Origin of the sequence: Yinghuangia sp. ASG 101, from assembly GCF_021165735.1 — a bacterium.
GTDB lineage: Bacteria > Actinomycetota > Actinomycetes > Streptomycetales > Streptomycetaceae > Yinghuangia.
Map to the genome: position 1 here is coordinate 3606166 of NZ_CP088911.1, position 22357 is coordinate 3628522.

Annotated in this window: 17 protein-coding genes; 11 read left to right on the forward strand and 6 right to left on the reverse strand. The window is 74.8% G+C overall.

The annotated features are described in order from the left end of the window. Positions 1-4: 4 nt before the first annotated feature. Together LO772_RS15220 and LO772_RS15225 are read right to left on the reverse strand one after the other, a co-directional pair. Entirely contained in the window at positions 5-3160 is a 3156-nt protein-coding gene (locus LO772_RS15220) for a sacsin N-terminal ATP-binding-like domain-containing protein (protein ID WP_231778939.1), read from the reverse strand. Positions 3161-3226: 66 nt separating this feature from the next. Then, complete coding sequence (locus LO772_RS15225; RefSeq protein WP_231779571.1) at positions 3227-4042, reverse strand: DUF3027 domain-containing protein; 816 nt, start codon at positions 4040-4042, stop codon at positions 3227-3229. Positions 4043-4294: 252 nt separating this feature from the next. On the opposite strand from LO772_RS15225, the gene LO772_RS15230 reads away from it, so the two are divergent. The 4 genes from LO772_RS15230 to LO772_RS15245 are packed head-to-tail and all read left to right on the forward strand — an operon-like array spanning position 4295 to position 7767. Next, positions 4295-5791, forward strand: a complete 1497-nt coding sequence (locus LO772_RS15230; RefSeq protein WP_231779572.1) for an MFS transporter — start codon at positions 4295-4297, stop codon at positions 5789-5791. 10 nt (positions 5792-5801) lie between these two features. Continuing rightward, positions 5802-6257, forward strand: coding sequence for a hypothetical protein (locus LO772_RS15235; RefSeq protein WP_231778940.1), 456 nt, complete (start codon positions 5802-5804; stop codon positions 6255-6257). A gap of 11 nt (positions 6258-6268) precedes the next feature. After that, a complete protein-coding gene (locus tag LO772_RS15240; protein ID WP_231778941.1) occupies positions 6269-6919 on the forward strand; it encodes a futalosine hydrolase in 651 nt (216 codons plus the stop codon). Continuing rightward, positions 6916-7767: a 1,4-dihydroxy-6-naphthoate synthase gene (locus tag LO772_RS15245; protein ID WP_231778942.1), complete on the forward strand. Its 852-nt coding sequence runs from the start codon at positions 6916-6918 to the stop codon at positions 7765-7767. The genes LO772_RS15240 and LO772_RS15245 overlap by 4 nt, the downstream gene beginning before the upstream one ends. 123 nt (positions 7768-7890) lie before the next feature. Here the strand turns inward: LO772_RS15245 and LO772_RS35815 are convergent, their stop codons facing one another. Further along, positions 7891-8274 carry a cold-shock protein gene (locus LO772_RS35815; protein WP_269453214.1) on the reverse strand — a complete coding sequence of 128 codons (384 nt, stop codon included), beginning with the start codon at positions 8272-8274 and terminating at the stop codon, positions 7891-7893. Positions 8275-8603: 329 nt separating this feature from the next. Here LO772_RS35815 and LO772_RS15255 point away from each other — a divergent pair, with 329 nt between their 5' ends. Beyond that, on the forward strand, positions 8604-8858 hold the full coding sequence (locus tag LO772_RS15255; protein WP_231778943.1) for a hypothetical protein: 255 nt from the start codon (positions 8604-8606) through the stop codon (positions 8856-8858). A gap of 165 nt (positions 8859-9023) precedes the next feature. Next, complete coding sequence (locus tag LO772_RS15260) at positions 9024-9986, forward strand: sucrase ferredoxin (protein ID WP_231778944.1); 963 nt, start codon at positions 9024-9026, stop codon at positions 9984-9986. A gap of 251 nt (positions 9987-10237) precedes the next feature. Here the strand turns inward: LO772_RS15260 and LO772_RS15265 are convergent, their stop codons facing one another. Continuing rightward, a complete protein-coding gene (locus tag LO772_RS15265; protein WP_231778945.1) occupies positions 10238-11089 on the reverse strand; it encodes a hypothetical protein in 852 nt (283 codons plus the stop codon). Positions 11090-11398: 309 nt separating this feature from the next. On the opposite strand from LO772_RS15265, the gene LO772_RS15270 reads away from it, so the two are divergent. Continuing rightward, positions 11399-13864, forward strand: a complete 2466-nt coding sequence (locus LO772_RS15270; protein ID WP_231778946.1) for a helicase-associated domain-containing protein — start codon at positions 11399-11401, stop codon at positions 13862-13864. A gap of 44 nt (positions 13865-13908) precedes the next feature. Here LO772_RS15270 and LO772_RS15275 read toward each other — a convergent pair whose 3' ends face one another. Together LO772_RS15275 and LO772_RS15280 are read right to left on the reverse strand one after the other, a co-directional pair. Then, positions 13909-14766 (reverse strand): hypothetical protein, encoded by an 858-nt coding sequence (locus LO772_RS15275; protein ID WP_231778947.1) that lies wholly within the window; start codon positions 14764-14766, stop codon positions 13909-13911. Between the two features lie 58 nt (positions 14767-14824). After that, positions 14825-15775 carry an ABC transporter ATP-binding protein gene (locus tag LO772_RS15280; protein ID WP_231778948.1) on the reverse strand — a complete coding sequence of 317 codons (951 nt, stop codon included), beginning with the start codon at positions 15773-15775 and terminating at the stop codon, positions 14825-14827. Between the two features lie 237 nt (positions 15776-16012). On the opposite strand from LO772_RS15280, the gene LO772_RS15285 reads away from it, so the two are divergent. The 4 genes from LO772_RS15285 to LO772_RS15300 all read left to right on the forward strand — a co-directional run bounded on the left by LO772_RS15285 (position 16013) and on the right by LO772_RS15300 (position 22337). Next, on the forward strand, positions 16013-17659 hold the full coding sequence (locus tag LO772_RS15285) for a DNA repair helicase XPB (protein WP_231778949.1): 1647 nt from the start codon (positions 16013-16015) through the stop codon (positions 17657-17659). A 626-nt stretch (positions 17660-18285) separates the two neighbouring features. Continuing rightward, positions 18286-20403: a HelD family protein gene (locus LO772_RS15290; RefSeq protein WP_231778950.1), complete on the forward strand. Its 2118-nt coding sequence runs from the start codon at positions 18286-18288 to the stop codon at positions 20401-20403. A 54-nt stretch (positions 20404-20457) separates the two neighbouring features. Further along, positions 20458-21126 (forward strand): HD domain-containing protein, encoded by a 669-nt coding sequence (locus LO772_RS15295; RefSeq protein WP_443089421.1) that lies wholly within the window; start codon positions 20458-20460, stop codon positions 21124-21126. Between the two features lie 278 nt (positions 21127-21404). After that, positions 21405-22337, forward strand: coding sequence for a carbohydrate kinase family protein (locus LO772_RS15300; RefSeq protein ID WP_231778951.1), 933 nt, complete (start codon positions 21405-21407; stop codon positions 22335-22337). The last annotated feature ends 20 nt before the right edge of the window (positions 22338-22357 follow it).

The window sequence follows — 22357 nt, forward strand, 5'->3', positions numbered from 1 at the left end:
CACGTCACAACGGCGCGTCGAAGTCCCGTTCCGCGTCCAGGACATGCGCCAGCGACGGGTCCGTCAGCAACTGCGCGACCTCGAACCTGCGGTGCCACTCCCCGGCCGCCCACGCGAGCCCGCGCGCCAGGCCCTCGAACGTCGTCGCGTGCACCTCGCCGTCCACGAACCGCCACTCGGCCCCGAGTTCGGCGCCGTCCGGCCCCACGACCAGCAGTTCGCCGTGCTCGACGTACTCGGTCGGCGCACCCGCGAGCGCGGCGAGCACCGCCTCCGGCACCTCGTGCCGCACGCCCTCGGACAGCACCGTGCCCGGCACCACCTCGGACACCAGCGGCAGTTGCAGCAGTTCGGCGAGCGCGGTCGCCCGGTCCGGGCGCACCGGGAGCAGCGCCCACGCCGGTGACTCCGCGAGCAGCGCGGCCAGATCGGGCGCGTCGGCGACCGCCGCCGAACTGGCGTCGACGACGGTCAGGCGGCCCGCGACGACCGCGCGCACCTCGTGCGGCGCGTCCACGCGGTCCATGTCGACGTCGGCCAACGCGGTGTAGAGCAACCGGAGTTGGTCACGCGTGACGTCATGCGAGCGCTTCGCGAGACGGTCCAGCAGCTCGTCGGGCCCGCCCGGGTCGGCAAGCAGCGCCGCCAGCGTGGTGCGCACGCCGAGCGCCCGCAGGAAGACGTCGTCCAGGTGCGAGTCGACCTCGTCGTACAGCCCGTGCAGCGCCGCGTCGGCCCCGGCCGCGAGCAGACCGGCGGGCGGTCGCCCGTCGAGCACCGGGTGGCCGCGCAGCCACCACGCCGTGTACGACGGGATCTCCGCGCGTCCTCCGTCCGGCAGCATCACCCGCGCCGGCTCCACGACGGCCGCCCGCAGCGGCGGCGCGGCGAGCAGGTCGAGCGCGTCCTCCCACGCGTCCTCCGCGACCAGGTCCAGGTCGCGCACCGCCGTGAACGTGCCCAGCACCGGCGGGACCTCGGGGTCGGGCAGGCGGTCGAGGACGTCGTCGAGCCAGTCGTCCTCCAGGTCGAGGTCGTGGTCGCAGGCGTCGTGGTCCAGGACCACGTCCTCCTCGACGACGAGGCCGAAGGTGTCGAGCACCCCGACCGCGCGCAGCACGTCCGCCCCCCAGCGCTCCACCAGCTCCGGGTCCGCGACGCCGAGCGTGCCCGGCTCGACCAGCGCGGGCAACGCGCTGTCGGGAAGCATGAGTTCGCCGGCCGAGAGCAGGTCGCCCTGATCGTCCGGCAGCGGCAGCTCGGCCAGCCACGGCTCCTCGCCGGGCGCGAGCGGCGCGGCGCGGACGAGTTCGAGGACGGCGTCGGTGAACGCGTCCGGGTCGTCGTGGTCGTCGACGGCCGCGACACCGGCCCGGACCGCCGGGTCGGCCAGGACGGCCCGCGGCACCGCCGGGAGCGCGCCGAGGCGTTCCAGCAGCGGATGCACCGCGTCGGGGTGCACGATCCGCAGGTCGAGCGGCGCGAGGACGGCCGGTTTCGGGGTCTCCGGCCCGGGCAGCAACAGGTGGCGCGGGCCGCGCACGAGGCGGCCGTCCACCAGCGGCACCGGGAGCGCGCCGAGGGCGTCGCGGTCGGCCGGGTCCAGTGCCGCGTACAGGCCCTGCCACCACGCGGGTTCGCGTTCCAGGGAGGCGAGTTGGTCGATCACCTCGGCGAGCGGCAGACGCCGCACACCGAGTGCGCGCAGCGCCGGGGACTTGTCGAGCCCGGCCGGCAGCAGCCCCGTGAGGACCGGGGCGAGCGCCGCGACCAGGCCGGGCCCGGCGCCGTCGACGACGACGGCGTCGCGGGGCCGCAGCGCGGTCGGCTCGCCGGTGCCGGCGACCGCGTCCGGCTCCCCCTCCGTCGCGCCCTCCGCCCAGCGGGCCTCGGGCGGCGCGGCGGTCGGCAGGAACGGCGTCGCGGCCAGGCGGGCGAGCACCGCCCGGCGTACCAGCGCGTCGAGTTCGGCCTCCGGGGCGCCCGACGGCACGAGCCCGAGCAGGGCGCGGGTGAACGGCGTCGGCCAGTCGCGCAGCAGCGCGGCGTACGCCTCGGCGGCGCGTTCCACGAGGAAGTCCCGCAGCGGGCCCGGCGCGACGTGCCGGCGGGTCGTGTCGAGCGGGAACGACGCGATCAACAGCGCGGGCAGGCCCAGCGGTTCGTCCGAGGCTGTGGGGGCGTGGACGACGGGCCGCACCGACACGGGACCGCGCGCGTCGTCGTCCGGCGCGTCGAGGCCCGGCAGCGCTTCGTCCCGCCATGCGCGCGCGGGCCCGCCGAGGGGCAGCGGCGCGCCGTCCGCGTCGACGGGGACCGCCCACAGCACCGACCAGACCCCGCGCCGGCGCTCCTCGGTCGGCCGGTCGGCGAGCAGGTGCGCGTCGAGCGCCCCGCCGGCGCCGCCGACCCACCACCGCGTCTCGCGGCCCCGGTCGGCCACGACGACCGCGCCGGCGTCGTCGCGGCGCGTCAGGGTGCGTACGTCGCCGTCGGTTTCGACGACGATCTCGCCGAGGCCGGACAGCGTCAGGAGCAGCGCGTCGTCGATCTCGTCGAGCAGGCGCCGCGTCAGGTCCGCCGCGGCGCCGTCGCGCAACGGCAGGACGACGGCGGTGTCGTAGCCGTCCGGCGGCGCGCCCTCGGCGGGCAGCGGAAGCCGCAGCAGCGGCACCGCTCCCTCGCGGCGGGCGACTTCGTCCGCGACCGGCGGCAACCCGGCGGCCATCTCCCGCGCCTCGCGCAGCGACCAGCGCACCGCGCCGGTCCGTGACAGCACCGCCGGCTCGTCGGACACGGCCAGCACGGCCGCGAAGCCGACACCGAACCGCCCGACGGTTCCCGGGTCTTCGTCGCGCTTCGCGGAGGCCCGCAGCGTCGACAGCGCCAACACGCCGTCGGCGTGCAGGGGTTCGCCGGTGTTCGCGGCGGTCAGGACGCCGTCGCGGAGGGTCAGCCGGAGCCGGCCGGGGGCGCCGGTGCGGACCGCCGCGTCCGCCGCGTTCTGTGCCAGCTCGACGACGAGCCGGTCGCGGTACCCGCCGAGGGCCAGCTCCTCCTCGGCGTTGGCGTCCTCCCGGAAGCGCGCGGGTTGCGCCGCCCACGCGTCAAGAACGGCCCGACGCAGTCCTGCCGTCGCGAAGATGTCCTCGGTGCCCATGGCCCCAACTCTCATCGCATCGGGGCCCCGCTTGGCAAATCGCACCGGGCGGGACGACCCCGTCCGTCAGGAGTGTCCCAGTTCCTCGCCGGGCCCGGCGTCGTCGACCGAGCCGCCCGTGTGGCGCACGCGCACCGGCTCGACGTCGTAGTCGTCGACGACGGGCTCGGCGGCCGGCGGCACCGACGGCATGACCGCGGCCTCGGAGTGGCCGCCGCAGCCGAACGCGAGCGAGACCATATGGCCGTCGGCCGAGGCATACTCGTTGGCGCAGACTCCGAACGCCTGACCCAGCGGCCCGCCGATCCGGACGAGGAACCCACACGTGACGCAGTGCGCGGGAGCGGCCTGGGCCATCGGCGTGCGCACGCCGAAGCCCTCCTCCCAGCGCTCCGCCGCGAGGTCGCGTCCGACCCGGGACAGCACGCGGGCCCGGCCGAGACCGAGCTCGTGCGCGACCGCCGCGGCACCGAACCCGAGGGGTTCGCCCGCGGTACGGAGGTCGACCTCGGTGAAACCGGGCTCCAGGCGCTCGTCGTCCTGCTTGGTGGGCAGCAGGTCGCCCACCCCGAGGTCGCCGGGGCGCAGGCGCTCGCTCCACGGCACCCACTGCGGCGCGAGCAGCGCGTCCGGGCCGGGCACGAGGACCGTCTCGTCGACGGTCACGAGCTTGGCGCGCGGCGCGCGGGCCACGGTGACGGCCCACCGCCAGCCGGTATACGCGTCCTCACGGCACGCGAAAAAATGGGTGACGACACGATCGCCGTCGACTTCGACGCCGAGATGCTCGCCGACCCGGCCAGGGCCGGCGACGTCCTCGGCGGCGGCCAGGGCGAGTTGGACCGCCTCCGAGCAGAGGCGGTCGGGGATTCGGCTACGGATCGGGGCACTCACGAGAGTGATTGTCCCTCAAGCACCGGGGGGATTGGCGAGGGCTACCCTCAACAAGCACACAATCCCGTTCCCCGGCGCGCAACCGACGCGCCTCGACGGCGTGTCACCACCGACGTATCCCCCATCCGGAAGGGCAGGATCCAAGAGGTGGGAGCCTTGCGGACGCGAAGCGATACACAGACCGGCGCGGTACGGGTGCGCGGCAGCAGCGCGACCGGCAGCGGGCGGTTCCGACGCGGCATGTCGTGGTTCGGCGTGCTGCCCAAAGCGATCGCCGGCCGGTTCCGCGACGCCGCGCACTCCAAGGGCGCGAAGGAAAGCGGCCTCGGCAAGCTCATCGAACTGCACGCCATCAACAACGCGGGCGACGCGCTGGTCACCATCGCCCTCGCGACCACCGTCTTCTTCTCCGTGCCGACCGGCGAGGCCCGCGACCGGGTGGCGCTGTACCTGCTGATCACGATGGCGCCGTTCGCCCTCATGGCGCCGGTCATCGGGCCGCTGCTCGACCGGCTGCGGCGCGGCCGGCGCGTCGCGATCGCGGTGACCATGCTGGCCCGCGCGGTGCTCGCCTGGATGATGGCGGCGGCCGTGGAGGACGGTGGGCTGGAGCTGTATCCGGAGGCGTTCCTCGTCCTGATGACGTCGAAGGCGTACGGCGTGTCGCGCAGTGCCGTGGTGCCGCGCCTGCAGCCCCGGTCGATGTCGCTGGTGAAGGTGAACTCGCGGATCACGATGTTCGGCCTGATCGGCACGCTCCTCGCGGCGCCGGTCGCGGGCGGGCTCAAGGTCACCGCCGGCACGCCGTGGATCATGTACGCCGCCACCGCGGTGTTCGTCTTCGGCGCGATCCTGGCGTTCGTCCTGCCGGCCAAGGTCGACTCGCCGGAGGGCGAGGACCGCGCCGCGTTCACCCGCGACGCGCCGGGCGCCATACACCACGGCCACTTCGCCCAGACCCGGCGCCGCTACGCGGCGGACACCGGCACGGCCGAGAGCGCCGCGGCGCCCGAAGGCACCGCGGCCGAGGGCGCGGACGCCGGGCACGGCCCCCCGGACGCCGCGACCGGCGGCAGACCCGCCGACGCGCGGCCCCCCGGCAAGCCCAGGAAGACGAAGACCACGCGCCGCCTGCGCAGCGTGGGCCCCTCGGTGGTCCTCGCGCTGTGGGCGAACGCGTCGCTGCGCGCGTTCTCGGGGTTCCTGATCATGTTCCTCGGCTTCCTGCTGCGCGAGGAACCGGTCGGCGGCATGGACAGCAAGACCGCCCTCAGCGCGGCGGTGGCCGCGGCGGCGGTCGGCAACGCGATCGGCACCCTGCTCGGCGCGTGGTTCAAGTCGAAGGCGCCCGAGGCGATCATCGTCGGCGTCGTGGTCGTCGCGGCCGTGTCGGCGGTGTCGGCCGCGATGTACTACGGCCTGACGACCGTCATCGCGGTCGCGGCCGTCGCGGGCCTCGCCCAGGCGCTCGGGAAGCTGTCGCTCGACGCGATGATCCAGCGCGACATCCCGGAGGAGGTCCGCACCTCCGCCTTCGCCCGCACCGAGACCGCGCTGCAACTGGCGTGGGTGGTGGGCGGCGGCGTCGGCATCGTGCTGCCGCTCAACGGGACGCTCGGGATGGGGATCGCGGCGGCCGTCCTGATCCTGACGCTGGTGCTGACCGGACGGCGCCTCACCACCCGCCGATCGCGTCCGGCCCGATCCCCCGGATTCCGGCTCCGAGGCGCCCGGTAACCTTCGGCCCATGAAGAACCGCCGCCGCGCCGCCGTCGCAGGCGCCTCTGTCCTGGGGGCCCTGTCCCTCGTCGGCTGCAACCTCGACAAGAAGCCCACCGCGCTGGTGACCGTCGTGAGCGGCAGCGAGTCGCAGCACACCGAGGCGCAGTGCCGCGGCGTGCAGGCCACGCAGGATGCCCTCAACGCGTGCTTCGGCGCCGAGTCCGACAAGAAGCCCAAGGTCGTCAAGGTGTCGGAGGGCGGCGACATCGGCGTCGGGGTCGAGCCGTCGGTGAGCGACAGCGGCTGGCAGATCTTCGTCGACAGCCAGGCCGGTCCGCTGATCAAGGACAAGACGTACTACACCGGCTTCCGGGTGCCGATCGGCGCGTTCGACGACACGGAGGCGGTCGCGGTGCGCGTCGTCGAGTACAAGAGCAACGACACGCAGAACGTCTGGCTGTTCAACCTCGAGAAGAAGTAGCCGGCGAGCGCGTGCGGGTCCTGGTCGTCACCGCCGTCGCCGCCGAGCGCGACGCCGTGCTCGGGCACGGTCCGCTCCCGGGGGTCGACGTGCTGGCCGCGGGGGTCGGTCCGGCCTCGGCCGCGGCCGGGACGGCGGCGGCGCTGGCGCGGTCGGCGTACGGCTTGGTCGTCAGCGCGGGCATCGGCGGCGGTTTCGCGGGGGTCGCCGCCCTGGGCTCGCTCGTGGTCGCCGGGCGCATCGTCGCGGCCGACCTGGGCGCGGAGACCCCCGACGGCTTCCTCACGATCGACGAACTCGGCTTCGGCGCCGGTGTTTTCGCGGTCGATCCGACCGTGGCCGCGCGTGCCGCCGACGCGGCGCGCACGGTCGTCCCCGACGTCGTCGTCGGACCGGTCCTCACCGTCTCCACCGCCACCGGCACCGCGTCCCGCGCCACCGCGCTGACGACGCGTCACCCGGGGGCGGCGGCCGAGGGGATGGAGGGCTTCGGGGTCGCCGCGGCGGCGGCCGGAGCCGGGGTCCCGGTGTGCGAACTGCGCGCGGTCTCCAACGTGGTGGGCCCGCGCGACCGCGACGCCTGGCGCATCCCGGACGCCCTGCGCGTCCTGGGCGCCGCCGCCGCGGCGGTCCTTCCGGCGCTACGCGAGGAGCGGGCATGACATCCGCGCGACTGGCCATGGCGTACTCGCCGTGCCCCAACGACACGTTCACCTTCCACGCGTGGGCGCACGGCCTCATCCCGGGGGCGCCCGGCGTGGACGTGACGTTCGCGGACATCGACGTCACCAACGGCCTGGCCGAGCGCGGCGGTTCGGACATCCTGAAGATCTCGTACGCCGCGCTCCCGTGGGTCCTGGACGCGTACGCGCTGCTGCCGTGCGGCGGCGCGCTCGGCCGCGGCTGCGGCCCCCTCGTGCTCGCCCGCGAGGCGCTCGCGCCGGAGAAGCTGGCGGGCCGGGTCGTCGCGGTGCCGAGCGAACGCTCCACGGCGTACCTGCTGTTCCGGCTGTGGGCGGCCCGGGAGATCCCCGGCGGCGTGGGCGAGATCAGGGTGATGCCGTTCCACGCGATCATGCCCGCGGTGCGCGACGGCGTCGTCGACGCGGGCCTGGTGATCCACGAAGCGCGGTTCACGTACCAGGACTACGGCCTGGTGAGCCTGGCCGACATGGGCGAGGCGTGGGAGGCCGACACCGGGCTGCCGATCCCGCTCGGCGCGATCGTGGCCCGCCGCACGCTGGACCTGCCGGCGCTGGCCGCGGCGGCGCGGGCGTCGGTCGAGTACGCGTGGTCCGACCCGGAGGCGTCGCGCGCGTACGTGCGGTCACACGCGCAGGAGATGAGCCCGTCCGTGCAGGAACGCCACATCGCGCTCTATGTCAACGCGTTCACGCGCGACCTGGGCGCCGACGGCTATGCGGCCGTGCGCGGCCTGCTCGACCGTGCCGCCGCGCACGGCCTCGTGCCCGAAGTCGCCCCGGAGGCACTGGCGTTCCCCGGGCGCTGAGGCCGCCAGGCACGGGTCGGGCGCACGGCGGTGCGCGCCCCCGGGCCCGGCCGCCCGGCGCCGGACCCACCGGATGCCGCCGCGACGCGCCCGGCCCACCTCCTCGTCCCGCGTGCCGGGCCGTCAGGTCTCGATCTGGTCGGCGACCGCCCGCAGCAGCTCGGCGACCTTGTGGGCCGTCTGCTTGTCGGGGTGGCGCCCGCGGCGCAGTGTGTTGGAGACGCCGTCGAGGACTTTGATGACGTCCTCGACGATGACGGTCATCTCGTCCGGCTTCTTGCGCGTCGCGGCGACCACCGACGGGCGCGGGTCGAGCACGCGGACCGACAGGGCCTGTTCACCCCGCCGCCCCTCCACGATGCCGAACTCCACCCTCATCCCGGGCTTGAGCGAGTCGACACCCTGCGGCAGCGCGGAGGAGTGGACGAAGACGTCGCCGCCGTCGTCGCGGGAGAGGAAGCCGAAGCCCTTCTCGGTGTCGAACCACTTGACCTTGCCGGTAGGCACGGAAGACCTCGTTTGGTGTCGGGACGTCGCCATCAGGACGTTCGGAGCCGGAGGAAAAGCCGTGCCCGGACCACCCGCTCACCGCCCGCCGCGGCCGGCTGGGGTCGTCCGGCCCCCTCGCGAGTACGCTCAAGTACGCGCCGGGTGCCGCACCGGGCAGCCGCCCGCGCCGGGACGCCTCACTCGCGGGCAAGTCCCTGCACGGCACTGGTACATGACCGGGTACGCGAGACGCCCCCGTTCACCCGACCAGGCTAACGGTCAGGGCCGACGCGGCACACGGGGATACCCGGCGGGGGAGCCCCGTACGGGCCAAGTACCGTGGGAGCGTGAGCACCATCGATTCCTCCCCCGCAGCGGGCCGCGAGGCCGGCCGAGGCGACGTCGCGGTCCGGATCGGCGCGGTCGTGTTCGTCGTCGGCACCGTCGCCACGCTGGCGACCTTGACCCCGTTCCTCATCGGCGCGGACGCGCTGCCGCGGACGGTCTACCTGCTCAGCCTGCTGATGCCGCTCGGCCTCGCCGTCGCCCTCGGAGGCCTCGTCGCCACGGTCCGCGGACAGCGCCGCCACATCCCCGACTGACGGGCGATCCCCGCTCCGCCCGCGCGCCGTTCGCGCCCCGCCCGCCCCGACCTCGCGCCCGATCCGCGCCTTATCGGCACCCGAACCACGTTTGCGCCGCGTCCGATCGGGTGGTGATGCGCCGAACTCTTTGCCAACGCACTTAGGTTAACCTAACCTAATCTCGTGGCAGCCTTGAACTCCGTGGAAGAGACCGCCCCTGCCCCCGCGGCAGCCCGCGGCTCGAACCGCTGTGCCGTCGTGGCCCGCGCCCTGGGCGAGTCCGTCCTCGGGAGCGCCCCCGAGATCAGCGATGCCTGGCTCATCCTGGAGCATCCCGGCCCCTGGCCCGCCCGTGACAAACCGCCGGGCATGCCGCGGGAGGTCGTCGACTTCCTCGACCGGCTGCCCGCCTACCGCATCCGCTCCCAACTCATCCGCCGCCCCGGCGCCCGGCGCCAAGTGCCGCCGCACCAGGTGTACGTCGCGTTCTCGGGCGGTGCGCACGGCGGCGAGCCGTGGATGGAACAACGCGAAGTCGCCGACATGCGCGAGCTGTTCGACCTCGACCTGGACGCCGTCGCGCGCGGCGAGCGCCCCGGCTGGGGCACGCCCCGGCACGACCCGGTGCTGCTCGTGTGCACCCACGGCAAACGGGAGCCGTGCTGCGCGCAGTTCGGGCGCCCGACCGTGCGCGCGCTGCACGCGGCGTACGGCGAACCGGTCTGGGAGACCACCCACGTCGGCGGCGACCGCTACGCCGCCAACCTGGTGACGCTGCCGTACGGCACGTACCACGGGCTCGTCACCGAACCCGTCGCCGTCGACGTCGGCGCCGCGTGCCTGCGCGGCGAGGTCGACCTCGCGCACTACCGGGGGCGCACGGGCGTGCCGACCGCGGTGCAGGCCGCGGAATGGTTCGTGCGCAACCACGTCGGCACGGTGGCGGTCGACGCCGTGCGCGCGCTGTCCCACGCCGCCAACGCGGACGGCACCACGACCGTGGACCTCCACACCGGCGGCCGGCTGTTCCAGGTGAGCGTGAGCACCGCCGCCACCGGCTGCCCCCGCCTGACCTCGTGCTCCCAGGGCGCCGTCACCGACCCCGACGAATTCATCCTCGACGAGCTCCGCGAACTGACCCCCTGACCAGGCCACTTCGCCACTCGCACACACAACACCGGCTCCGGCCCCGGGTCGGTCGTACTGGGAGGATTCGGCAACGCCGCGAGGTGCGGTGCGAAGGAGCGCTTGGGAGAGCTTGGGAGGGCTTGGGAGGGCTTGGGAGGGCCGCCAGGCCCGGCGCAGGCCCGGCGCAGGCCCGGCGCAGGCCCGGCGCGGCGTGAGCGCGGCGCAGTCCCGGCGCGGCGTGAGCGGCGCCGAGATCTGCAAGACACGGCCTAGCCGCCTTCGGCCGGGGCTTTCGCGCGGAGCAGGCGGAACAGCAGGTAGACCGCGGCGGCGGCGCCGAAGATGCGCGGCATGGTCGGCAGCAGGTCCTCGAAGCGTTGGACCGCCTGCGAACGGGTCAGGTCGACACCGGCGTTGTCGGTCGCACGCAGCCACATGGCCGTGACGTACGCCGCGATCGTCACACCGGGGATCCAGAAACCGGCCATCTGCTTCTCGCTCGGCGACCACAGCGCCGACGTGAACACCACGAGCAGGCCTATCACCACGACCACCGCCGAGCCGACCGTCGCACCGACGACCAGCAGCGCGATCGCGATCAGTTCGCGCAGCGACGCCTTGAGCGGCACGCGCCGCACCGGCTCCGGGCCGACGATCTCGTCGGGCCCCTCCCACTCGGAGGCGTTCTCCGGCGCGATGCCGATCGGGTACGCCGGCCAGCCGATCAGGCCGTCGCCGATCTGCCGCACCGCGACCGCCCCCGCGGCCTCCTCCGCGCCCTCGCGCTGGGACGGAATCGGGCTCGCGTCCGGACGGAAGCCGATCTGGGCCGCGATCGTCGCGGTCCGCGACCCGCGCAGCCCGCCGTCGTCGTCACCCGAACCCGGCGCGGGAACGCGGAACGACTCGTTGGCCACCACCGCCTCGGGGCTGCCGATCCTGGTGAGGATCCCCTTGACCCCCGCGGGCGTATTGGCGTTGCCCCGCTCGCGCTCGGTGTTGATCTGCGTCCGCAGGCGCTCGACCAGGCGCGCGCGGTCGGCGGGCCGCAGCTTGCGCTGCGCGACGTCGCCGACCTCGCCGAGGTACTGCAGGACCAGACGGTCGCACTCGAAATCCATGCCCCCCGGCCTCTCGACCTGTGCGGACGTCCCTTGACGTGCCGTGACGTACGTTGACTCGCTCGGACTCGCTCGGACGCACCCGGCCGTGCCGGTTCCCGCCCGGACTCGCCCTGCCCTGCCCGGTGTTGCCGGTCGTGCACCCGGGACGACCGGCTCACCAGCTTAGAAGGCGACCGGTCCCCGAGACGATGCCTTCCCCCGTTCGGGGGCCCGCACCCCCTCCCGTCGATCACACACACGTACGAATCGCGTCCCCGCTCCCCGCGAGGCCCCGCGACCCGAGCGGCTAACGTTAAGAGGATGACCATGACGCAGAGACCGGAGGGCGATCCGGCCGGGCCCGGGGACGGGACCACCGCGCCGCGAACTCTCGCCGAAGACCTGCGCGGTCGCGGCGACGCCGACCTGGCCCGTCTGCTCCGGAGCCGCCCGGACCTCACCACGCCCGTCCCGGCCGACCTGACGCAGCTCGCGACCCGGGCCACCACGCGCGCCTCCGTCGCCCGCGTCCTCGAACGCCTCGACCGCTTCACCCTCCAGGTCGTCGACGCCGCCGTCGTGCTCCCGGACGGGTTCGCGTACGCCGACCTGCGCGGCCTCGTCGGCGACGTCCCCCAGCTCCCCGGCGCGCTCGACACGCTGCGCGCCCGCGCCCTGGTGTGGGGCCCGGACCACGCGCTGCGCGTCGTGCGGACCGTGCGCGACCTGGCGGGCGCCGCACCGGCCGGGCTCGGGCCCGCGCTGGCCGCCGCGCTCGGCACGACCGGCCCCGCGCGGCTCCAGGACATCCTCACCGACCTCGGCCTCGCGCCCACCGCCGACGCCGTCGGCGCGATCCGCTCGATAGCCGGGCTGTTCCGCGACGGCAAGAAGGTCGCGGAACTCCTGGGCGACGCGCCTCCCGCCACCGTGGAAGTGCTCGACAAGCTGGTCTGGGGCCCGCCGACCGGAAGCGTCCGGGGCGCCGACCGCCCGGTGCGCGCGGCCGAGGCCGACACCCCCGTCGCGTGGCTGCTCGCCCGCGCGATGCTCGTCGCCGCCGGTCCGCAGACCGTCGTCCTGCCGCGCGAACTCGGCCTGACGCTGCGCGGCGGCGTCGTGCACCGCGACCTCGCGCCCACACCGCCCGAGATCGCCGAGACCCCGCGCGATCCCCAGGCCGTGGACGCCGCGGCGGCGGGCGCCGCGTTCACCGCCGTGCGCCGGATCGAGGAACTACTCGAACTGTGGAGCGCCGGCGGCCCGCCCGTCCTGCGCGCGGGCGGCCTCGGGGTACGCGACCTCAAGCGCGTCGCCGCCGCACTCGACGTCACCGAGGCCGAGGCCGCCCTCTGGCTCGAACTCGCGTACGCCGCGGGGCTCGCCGCCGGCGACGGCGACGCCGACGAGCAATGGCTGCCGACCCCCGCGTACGACACCTGGCGGGCGCGGCCGGTCGCGGAACGCTGGGCGACGCTGGCCGGCGTGTGGCTGGAGACCACGCGCGTACCCGGCCTCGTCGGTACGCGCGACGACAAGGACCGCCCGGTCAACGCCCTCGGCCCCGGCATCGACCGCACCACCGCGCCCGAGGTGCGGCACGCCCTGCTCGGCCGCCTCGCCACCCTGCCGGGCGGCGGCGCCGCGTCCGCCGCCGACCTGCTGGCCGACCTCGCGTGGCACCGCCCGGTGCGCACCGCGCGGCTGCGGCCCGAACTCGTCGACCGCACCCTCGTCGAGGCCGAACTGCTCGGCGTCACCGGACGCGGCGCGCTCGGCCGCGCCGGGCGCGCGGTCCTGGCCGGCGACCTCAACACCGCGGCCGAACTGCTCGCGCCGCTGCTGCCCGAACCACTCGACCACGTCCTGCTCCAGGCCGACCTGACCGCGATCGCCCCCGGCCCGCTGGTCGTCGAGCTGGCCCAGGAACTGCACATGGCCGCCGACATCGAGTCGACCGGCGGCGCGACGGTCTACCGCTTCAGCGAGCCGTCGGTCCGCCGGGCGCTCGACTCCGGGCGCACGGCCGCCGACCTGCACCGGCTGTTCGCGACCCACTCGCGCACCCCGGTGCCGCAGCCGCTGACCTACCTGGTCGACGACGTCGCCCGGCGGCACGGCCGGCTGCGGGTCGGGGCCGCGTCCGCGTACCTGCGCTGCGACGACGAGTCGATCCTCGGCGAACTCCTCGCCGACCGGCGCGCCGCGGGCCTGCGCATGCGGCGCCTGGCGCCGACCGTGCTCGCCGCGGAGGCCGCGCCCGACGCCGTGCTGTCCGCGCTGCGGTCGATCGGGTACGCGCCGATGGCCGAATCGGCGACCGGCGACGTCGTCGTGACCCGCCCGGACGCGCGCCGCACACCGCCGCGCTCGCTGCCGCCGCGCGTCACCGGCGAACCGCCCGTCCCGAGCCCGAGCCTGCTCGACGCCGCGGTGACCGCGATCCGGGCGGGCGACCGGGCCGCGTCCGGCCGGCCGCGCGGGGGCGAGACGGGCCCCTCCCCGGCCGACCTGCCGCGCACGTCCGCCGCGGAGACACTCCTCGCGCTCCAGGCCGCGCTCGCCGACCGGCGGCCGGTGTGGATCGGCCACGTGACGCACGAGGGCCGCGCGACGCAGCACATCATCGTCCCGATCGGGCTGGAGGGCGGGTACGTCACCGCGCAGGAGCCCGCCGCGGGCAAGCTGCACACCTATCCGCTGAGCCGGATCACCGGCGTCGCGGAGGTCGAGGCGTCCGACGCCCCGGGCAACGGCGACGCGGACGCACAGGGCGTGTCCGGAGGCCCCTGACACCGCTCACGGGCCCAGGCCCCCCTGGACACGCCTCGGCGCCGTCACATCTCCCGGCGGCCGATCCGCCACACCGCCAGGCCCAGCAGCGCGGCCGTCAGCAGCACCGCGACCAGCGACGCCGCCGCGTAGTCCCCCGGTGTGTCGGAGCCGTCGAGCAGGTTGACGCCCGCGCCGCCCAGGCCCGACGGCTCCCAGCCCCGCATCGGCCGCCACAACCGCGGCAGCGGCAGCAGGATCAGCGCCATGAGCGCCGCCCCGAAGATCGCCACCGGGCGCCGCAGGAACGCCGCCGCGCCCGCGACCATCCCCAGCGCCATCAGCAGATACAGCATGTTGAACAACGCGGCGTACAGGATCAGCCGGTCCGACACCGACCCGAACAAACCGTGCAGTTCCACCCAGACGATGCCGGTGGCCACCGCGTTGGCGATGCACACCGCCGCGGCGGCGACCGTCCAGCGCGGCAGTACCAGCTCCCACGCGCGGCGCGTCCGCGTGCGGTAGAACGCGGCCAGCCCGGGCCGGTGGTCGACCGCCAGCGCGGCGGCGGTCATCCCCAACGCGACCAGCATGCCGAGTTGCCCCGAGACCTCCAGGTACGCCGCCATCCCCTCGGACGCCCCCAGGTTCTCCGGCGGCGTCACCCCGTCGGCGCCCAACAGGTCCAGGATCGCGTCGATGTACCGCACCACCACCGGCCCCGCCGCGCCGAGCACCGGGAACCCGAGGATCAGCAGCAGCCACCGGCGCGTCCGGGTCACACGCAGCACTTCGAGGCGCCACAGCCCGAGCGGGCGGCGACCGCGCGCCTGCGCGGACACCACGCGCGCCGTCCGGTCCGGCCGCTCCGTCCTCCCCGTCTCGGCACGCGGCTCGGCGGCCGTGTCGAAACGACTCACACGCCCACCCCTCCGCGCCGGGTGCCGCCTCGCACGGCACCGCGTACGACATGAGCCGTCATCGGGCCGCGCCGGTGATCGACAGGAAGGCGCTCTCCAGGTCGGACTCCTCCGGACCGACCGAGATGACGCGCTCACCGCTGCGGTCGAGCACGCCGAGGATGTACCGCTCGCCCTCCTCCACCGAACGAGCCTGCACGCGCACGAGCCCTGGCCGTACCGACGACACGCGCGCGACCCACGCCTCCGCCGCGAACGTCCGGCACAGCGCGGCGCCGTCGTCGCGCACCCGGATCAGCCACGTCGGCCGCATGTGCTCGGCCACCAGTTCGGCGACCGGCCCCTGGTAGAGCAGGCGTCCCGCGCGGAGCACGCCCACCTGGTCGCAGACGCGCTGCACGTCGGCCAGGATGTGGCTGGAGAACACGACGGTGACCCGCCCGCGCATGCCGGCCACCAGGTCCAGCATCTCCGCGCGGCCCCGCGGGTCCAGCGCCGACGTCGGCTCGTCGAGGATCATCAGCTCGGGCTCGGCAACCAGCGCCGCCGCGATGCCGAGCCGCTGCATCATGCCGCGCGAGAACGACCCCGTCCTGCGGTCCGCCGCCTCCACGAGCCCCGACCGGTGCAGCGCCGTCTTGACGCTCTCCGGCCGCAGATCGGGGTTGACCAGGCGCCCGGCCAGCCCGACCACCTCGGCCGCGCTGAGCCACGGCTCGAACTCCGGAACGTCCGTGCAGACCGCGACGCGTGAGCGCGGTACCCCGAGCACCACGTCGCCGGCATCCGCACGCCGCACCCCGATGATGAGCGACAGCAGCGTCGTCTTGCCGGCGCCGTTCGGCCCGACCAGCCCGTACACGCTGCCCCGGGGCACGGCGAGATCGACGTCGAAGACGCCGGTGCCGCGCCCGTAGTCGCGGGTCAGCCCGCGCGTGCTGAGCGCGGGGCCGGTTTCGGGGGCCGCGACAGTGCCGGGAGCATCCGGCCGCGGCGGAAAAATCGCCATGGAAATATCAGGGTAGGAGCGGCGGGCCGACACCTGGTTCATCCTCAAGGAGGGCTCTTGCGCTCATCCCTGCGCAGTACGGTGCCGTAGGGCGGCGTTCCGGGCGTCGCAATCCGGATCACGCGGACGTTCGCCGGGCTTTGTCCGGTTCTGATCCACGCGACCGGAACATTCGCCCGCGCTGAGCGGTTCACATTGCGATATCCCCTTCCCCTCGGTTCCCCAGAGAGGCCCCGCGTGGCAGAGCCGACAACCGGCCCCCTCATCGTGCAATCCGACAAGACGCTGCTGCTGGAGATCGACCACGAAGCCGCAGCCGACTGCCGTCGGGCGATCGCACCGTTCGCCGAGCTGGAGCGCGCGCCGGAACACGTCCACACGTACCGCCTCACCCCGCTGGGCCTGTGGAACGCGCGCGCGGCCGGCCACGACGCCGAGCAGGTCGTCGACGTCCTGCTCCGCTACTCGCGCTACCCGGTCCCGCACGCGCTGCTCGTCGACGTCGCCGAGACCATGGGCCGGTACGGGCGCCTCTCCCTCGCCCGGCACCCCGTGCACGGCCTCGTCCTGACCACGACGGACCGGGCCGTCCTCGAAGAGGTGCTGCGCAGCAAGAAGATGGCCCCCCTCGTCGGCGCGCGCGTCGACGCGGACTCGGTGGCCGTGCACCCCTCCGAACGCGGGCAGATCAAGCAGGTGCTGCTCAAGCTGGGCTGGCCGGCCGAGGACCTGGCCGGGTACGTCGACGGCGAGGCGCACCCGATCGACCTGGACGAGAGCGGCTGGGCGCTGCGCCCGTACCAGAAAGAGGCCGTCGAGGGCTTCTGGCACGGCGGCTCGGGCGTCGTGGTGCTGCCGTGCGGCGCCGGCAAGACGCTGGTCGGCGCGGCGGCGATGGCCACCGCGCGGGCGACCACGCTGATCCTGGTCACCAACACCGTCTCGGCCCGGCAGTGGAAGGCCGAACTGGTCAAGCGGACGTCGCTGACCGAGGACGAGATCGGCGAGTACAGCGGGACCCGCAAGGAGATCCGCCCTGTCACCATCGCGACGTACCAGGTGGTCACGACGCGCCGCAAAGGCGTCTATCCGCACCTGGAGCTGTTCGACTCGCGCGACTGGGGCCTGATCGTCTACGACGAGGTCCACCTGCTGCCCGCGCCGATCTTCCGCTTCACCGCGGACCTCCAGGCCCGCCGCCGCCTCGGCCTGACCGCGACGCTCGTGCGCGAGGACGGCCGCGAGGGCGACGTGTTCTCGCTGATCGGCCCCAAGCGGTACGACGCGCCGTGGAAGGAGATCGAGAACCAGGGCTACATCGCCCCGGCCGACTGCGTCGAGGTGCGGGTCACCCTGACCGAGTCGGAACGGCTCGCGTACGCCACCGCCGAACCCGACGAGCGCTACCGCTTCTGCGCGACGACGCCCAGCAAGACGCGGGTCACCCGCGAACTGGTCGACAAGCACCGGGGCGAGCAGATCCTCGTGATCGGCCAGTACATCGACCAGCTCGACGAACTGGGCGAGACGCTGGACGCGCCGGTGATCAAGGGCGAGACGCGCAACACCGAACGCGAGCGACTGTTCGAGGCGTTCCGGCAGGGCGAGGTGTCGGTCCTGGTGGTCAGCAAGGTCGCGAACTTCTCGATCGACCTGCCGGAGGCGGCCGTCGCGATCCAGGTGTCGGGGTCGTTCGGCTCCCGGCAGGAGGAGGCGCAGCGCCTCGGGCGGGTGCTGCGGCCGAAGGCGGACGGCCGCGCGGCGCGGTTCTACTCCGTCGTCGCGCGCGACACGATCGACCAGGAGTTCGCGGCACACCGGCAGCGCTTCCTCGCCGAGCAGGGCTACGCGTACCAAATCATGGACGCGACGGACCTGCGGTAGCGCGTCGGCACCCCCGGGCGCGACGGGAACCCCGGGGCACCCGGGGGGGGCACCCGGGGCCCGACTCCGCGACGCGGGCCCGGGTCCCGGCCGCGAGCGGAACGGGGGTGTGACGGCCCGGGGCTTCCCCCTGCCGCGGCGCGGCCCGTCGTCGCGGTGGTGCGGAACGTGCCTCGGCCACGCTCGCGCCCCGCGGTCGGCGCACCGGCGTGACGCCCGCGAGAGCGCGCCCGGGCGTCGCCGTGCGGCCCGGCACGCGGCCCGTCGCACACTCGCGGCGGGAACCCCGGGGGCACCCGGGGACGGCACCCGGGGACGGCACCCGAGGCCCGACCCCGCGACGCGGGCCCGAGTTCCCGGCCGCGAGCGGAACGGGGGTGTGACGGCCCAAGGCACCTCACCGCCGCGGCGCGGCCCGTCGTCGCGGTGGTGCGGAGCGTGCCTCGGCCACGCTCGCGATCAGGGACCGGCTTGGCCGGGGAGCGGCTGCCGGTTTATGGTGGCCGACTCCGCTGCCGCGTTACCGCACTGCCCCCGCACGGGGTTGGGCGCCGGCTACGCCGTCCGGTCGGAAATCGGGCGGTGTCCCTTCTCCACCGAAGCCGCCCACCCCCCGGAGTCCCCGCATGGCCGCCCCCTCCCCCGTCCCCGACGCGTCCTCTCCCGCCGACGCCGCGCTCGCTGCCGAGCGGGCGCATCTCGACGCCTCCCGCGCCGCGCTGCGCCGCATGCGCGAGGAGACCGAAGCCCTCGACCTGACCGACGTCGGCGGCAACGAGGTCTCGAACAAACTGGTCACCGACCTCATCGAGGAACGCATCGCCGCCCTCGCCGACTTCCGCGACGCGCCGCTGTTCTTCGGCCGTATCGACGGGCGGTTCGCGGACGCACCCGAGACGGCGGTCGGGACCGCGCCGACGGAGGTGGCCGCCGACCCGTCGCGCCCGCCCGAGAGCTTCTGGATCGGCCGCCGCCACGTCCACGACCACCTCGGCGACCCGATGGTCGTCGACTGGCGCGCCCCCGTGTCGCGGTCGTTCTACCGGGCCACCCGGATCGATCCGCTCGGGGTCGACCTGCGCCGCAGGTTCGGCTGGGAGGGCGGACACCTGACCGCGTTCGAGGACGAACACCTGACCGACGGCGGCGAGCAGGACACCGCGAGCGCGATCCTCGCCGCCGAGATCGAACGCCCGCGCGTCGGCCCGATGCGCGACATCGTCGCGACGATCCAGCCGGAACAGGACGAGATCGTCCGCGCCGACCTCGGCCGGACCGTGTGCGTGCAGGGCGCCCCCGGGACCGGCAAGACCGCCGTCGGCCTGCACCGCGTCGCGTGGCTGCTGTACGCGTACCGCGACCGCCTGCGGCGCAGCGGCACCCTCGTCGTCGGCCCGAACCGGTCGTTCCTCGGCTACATCCGGCAGGTGCTGCCCGCGCTCGGCGAGATCGAGGTGGGGCAGACCACGGTCGAGGACCTGGTGGCGCATGTCCCGGTCAAGGCCGTCGACGGCGACGAGGCCGGGCGGCTCAAAGGCGACGCGCGCATGGCCGAGGTGCTGCGGCGGGCCGTGTGGTCGTCGGTGCGGGCACCGGAGGAGTCGCTGCTCGTGGTGCGGGGTTCGCGGCGGTGGCGGGTGGCCGCGGACGAGGTCGAGGAGGTCGTGGACGCGCTGCGCGCCCGCGACGTCCGGTACGGCGCCGCGCGCGACATGCTCCGGCAGCGGCTGGCGCACGCCGTGCTGGTGCGGATGGAGCGCGCCGGCGAGGCGCCGGACGACCGGGTCCAGGACGCCGTGGCCCGCTCGCGGCCGATCCGTGCCATGGCCGACGCGGTGTGGCCCGCCGTCGACCCGGCCCGGCTGGTGCTGCGGCTGCTCTCCGACGCGGACTTCCTCGCGGCGTGCGCGGACGGGCTGTTGAGCGCCGACGAGCAGGCGGCGATCCGGTGGGCGAAGGCGCCGCGCGGCGTCGGATCGGCGAAGTGGACCGCGGCGGACGCGGTGTTGGTGGACGAGGCCGCCGACCTGGTCGCGCGGACGCCGAGCCTGGGGCACGTCGTCGTCGACGAGGCGCAGGACCTGTCCGCGATGCAGTGCCGGGCGATCGGCCGCCGCTGCTCGACGGGTTCGGCGACGATTCTCGGCGACATCGCGCAGGGCACGACGCCGTGGGCGGCCACCGACTGGGCGACGACGCTGCGGCATCTGGGGCGTGCGGACGGGCAATTGGAGGAGCTGACGCGGGGTTTCCGGGTGCCGCGCGAGATCCTGGACTTCGCGAGCCGACTGCTGCCGCACATCGCGCCGGGCCTGGCACCGGCGAGTTCGGTCCGCGAGGCGCCGGGATCGCTGGCGCTGCACGCGGTTCATCCCCAGGCTGTGGACAACTCGGCGGTCGCCCGGGCGCGCGAACTCCTGTCCCGGGAAGGCTCCGTCGGCCTGATCGCCGCCGACGCGGCGGTCCCCGGCCTGGCCGCGGCACTCGACGCCGCCGAACTCCCGTACCGCCGCCTGGGAAACGACGGCGGCGGCGACGCCGCGCGCCTGACCCTCGTGCCCGCCACGCTCGCCAAGGGGCTCGAATTCGACCACATCGCGGTCGTCGAACCCGCCGCCATCGCCGAGGCCGAACTCCAGGGCCTGCGACGCCTGTACGTCGTGCTGACCCGTGCGGTCTCCACACTGGCCGTCGTCCACGGCCGCCCGCTGCCGCCCGAACTCGCGGACGCGCCAACGGAATAACACGTGACGGCACGTCGTACCCGAATTCGTCCCGGCAGCTGGCATGCTGAGGACGTGGAACGCATCCAGGAGACCCCCACCGTGACGTTGCAGGAACGCTGGGCCCGGCTCGTCGGGGGCTCCTCCGACGCGACGGCCACCGCCGTCGGCGACGACCTGATCGACCGCTATTCACAGCCGCACCGGCGCTACCACGCCACCGGGCACCTGCTCGCCGTCCTCACCCTGGTCGACGACCTCGCCGACGACGCCGAGGACGCGGACGCGGTCCGGTTCGCGGCATGGTTCCACGACGCGGTCTACGACCCGGCCCGCGCCGACAACGAGGAGCGCAGCGCGCGCCTCGCGGAGCGCGCCCTCCCCGAGGCCGGCGTCGCCGCGCCCCTGGTCGCCGAGGCGGCCCGCCTGGTCCGCGTCACCGCCGAGCACTCCCCGATGGCGGGCGACCTCAACGCCGCCGTCCTCTGCGACGCCGACCTCGCGATCCTCGGCACCGACCGCGCGACCTACGAGCGGTACGCGGCGGCGGTGCGCGAGGAGTACTCCTTCGTCCCCGACGAGGCCTTCCGCCCCGCCCGCGCCGCCGTCCTCCGCGACCTGCTCTCCCTCCCGAAGCTGTTCCACACGGAAACCGGCTTCACCCGCTACGAAAACCCCGCCCGCGCGAACCTCCGCGCGGAACTGGAGAGTTTGGAGTCCACGCCCCCGCACTCTCGGGGATGAGGCCGAAGCCCGCGGCGGCACTCGGCCACTCGCCGCTCGGGGCTTCGGTCCCGCGCCCGTGTTCGCCTGCCGCCGTGCCCGTCTGCCCCCGCCTTGGCCCCTCGCCCCCCGCGCGGGCCGCGGAGAGATCGGACCCCGCAGGGCGTAAACGCGGGTGAACTCCGGGTAACCAAGGAGTGCATGAACTCTTTCGGGGAGCGGGCTTCCGCCCGTACGGCCCGGCGGGCGCGGGCGGGAGGGGCGGGGTTGTGGCGGGCTCTGGTGCGCGGGAAGTCGTGGTGGCCGGGGCCTATTTCGCCGACCTGATATTCCGCGACCTGGGCGGCCCGGTCGATCGCGTGCGCCTGGGTGGCGAGACCTTCGCCGGTGGTTTCGAGGCGGTCCCCGGTGGCGCGTTCACCCCCGCGCTCGCGTTGCACCGTCTCGGGCACGACGTGGTCTGGGCCACGGATTTCGGCGATGACCCGTTCAGCCGCATGGTGCTGGCCGGGGCACGCGCGGCGGGACTGGACGAAACCGGTTTCCGCCATCACGAGCGGGCGGTACGCAGTGTCACGGTCGTACTGTCGTATCCCACCGACCGGGCGATGGTCAGCTTCCAGGACCCCGTCGCGGCACGCCCGTTGGACGAACTCGCCCGCACCTATCGCCCCCGCGTGCTGCTGCTCCCCGAACTGCGGTACGGCCCGGGGGTCGCCGACACGCTGCGCGCCGTCCGCGACACCGGGGCCCTGGTGTTCATGGACTGCCAGGACGTGCCGGTCACGCTGGCCACCCCCACGGTGCGCGCGGTCCTGGAACAGGTGGACGTGTTCGCACCGAACGCCGCCGAGGCCCTGCGGCTGACCGGCGCCGCGACGGTGGACGACGCGGCGGCGCTGCTGGCGCGGTCGGCGGGCACGGCCGTGGTGAAGTGCGGGGCCGACGGCGCGGTGGCCCGCGGCCGGGGCAAGCACTACACCGTCGCGGCGGCACCGGTCCGCGTCGTGGACACCACGGGCGCCGGGGACTGCTTCAACGCCGGATTCGTCCACGGACTGCTCACCGGCCGGGATCTCGCCGCATGCCTGGAGACCGCCGTGGCGTGCGGGGCGTCGGCGACCACCGCGCCCGGTTCGACGGCCGCACCGGACACCGCGGCGCTCGCCGCCTGGCGTACGCGGGTGCCGCCCGCGCGGGCGTGGCCGCTCACACACACCGCGCGTCGCTGACAGGACACCACGGGGGGACG

Bases quoted from the DNA above. Each gene is read 5' to 3' on its own strand.
- LO772_RS15220 (WP_231778939.1), bottom strand. From the start codon at position 3,160: ATGGGCACCGAGGACATCTTCGCGACGGCAGGACTGCGTCGGGCCGTT.
- LO772_RS15230 (WP_231779572.1), top strand. From the start codon at position 4,295: ATGTCGTGGTTCGGCGTGCTGCCCAAAGCGATCGCCGGCCGGTTCCGC.
- LO772_RS15235 (WP_231778940.1), top strand. From the start codon at position 5,802: ATGAAGAACCGCCGCCGCGCCGCCGTCGCAGGCGCCTCTGTCCTGGGG.
- LO772_RS15245 (WP_231778942.1), top strand. From the start codon at position 6,916: ATGACATCCGCGCGACTGGCCATGGCGTACTCGCCGTGCCCCAACGAC.
- LO772_RS15265 (WP_231778945.1), bottom strand. From the start codon at position 11,089: ATGGATTTCGAGTGCGACCGTCTGGTCCTGCAGTACCTCGGCGAGGTC.
- LO772_RS15270 (WP_231778946.1), top strand. From the start codon at position 11,399: ATGACGCAGAGACCGGAGGGCGATCCGGCCGGGCCCGGGGACGGGACC.
- LO772_RS15280 (WP_231778948.1), bottom strand. From the start codon at position 15,775: ATGGCGATTTTTCCGCCGCGGCCGGATGCTCCCGGCACTGTCGCGGCC.
- LO772_RS15290 (WP_231778950.1), top strand. From the start codon at position 18,286: ATGGCCGCCCCCTCCCCCGTCCCCGACGCGTCCTCTCCCGCCGACGCC.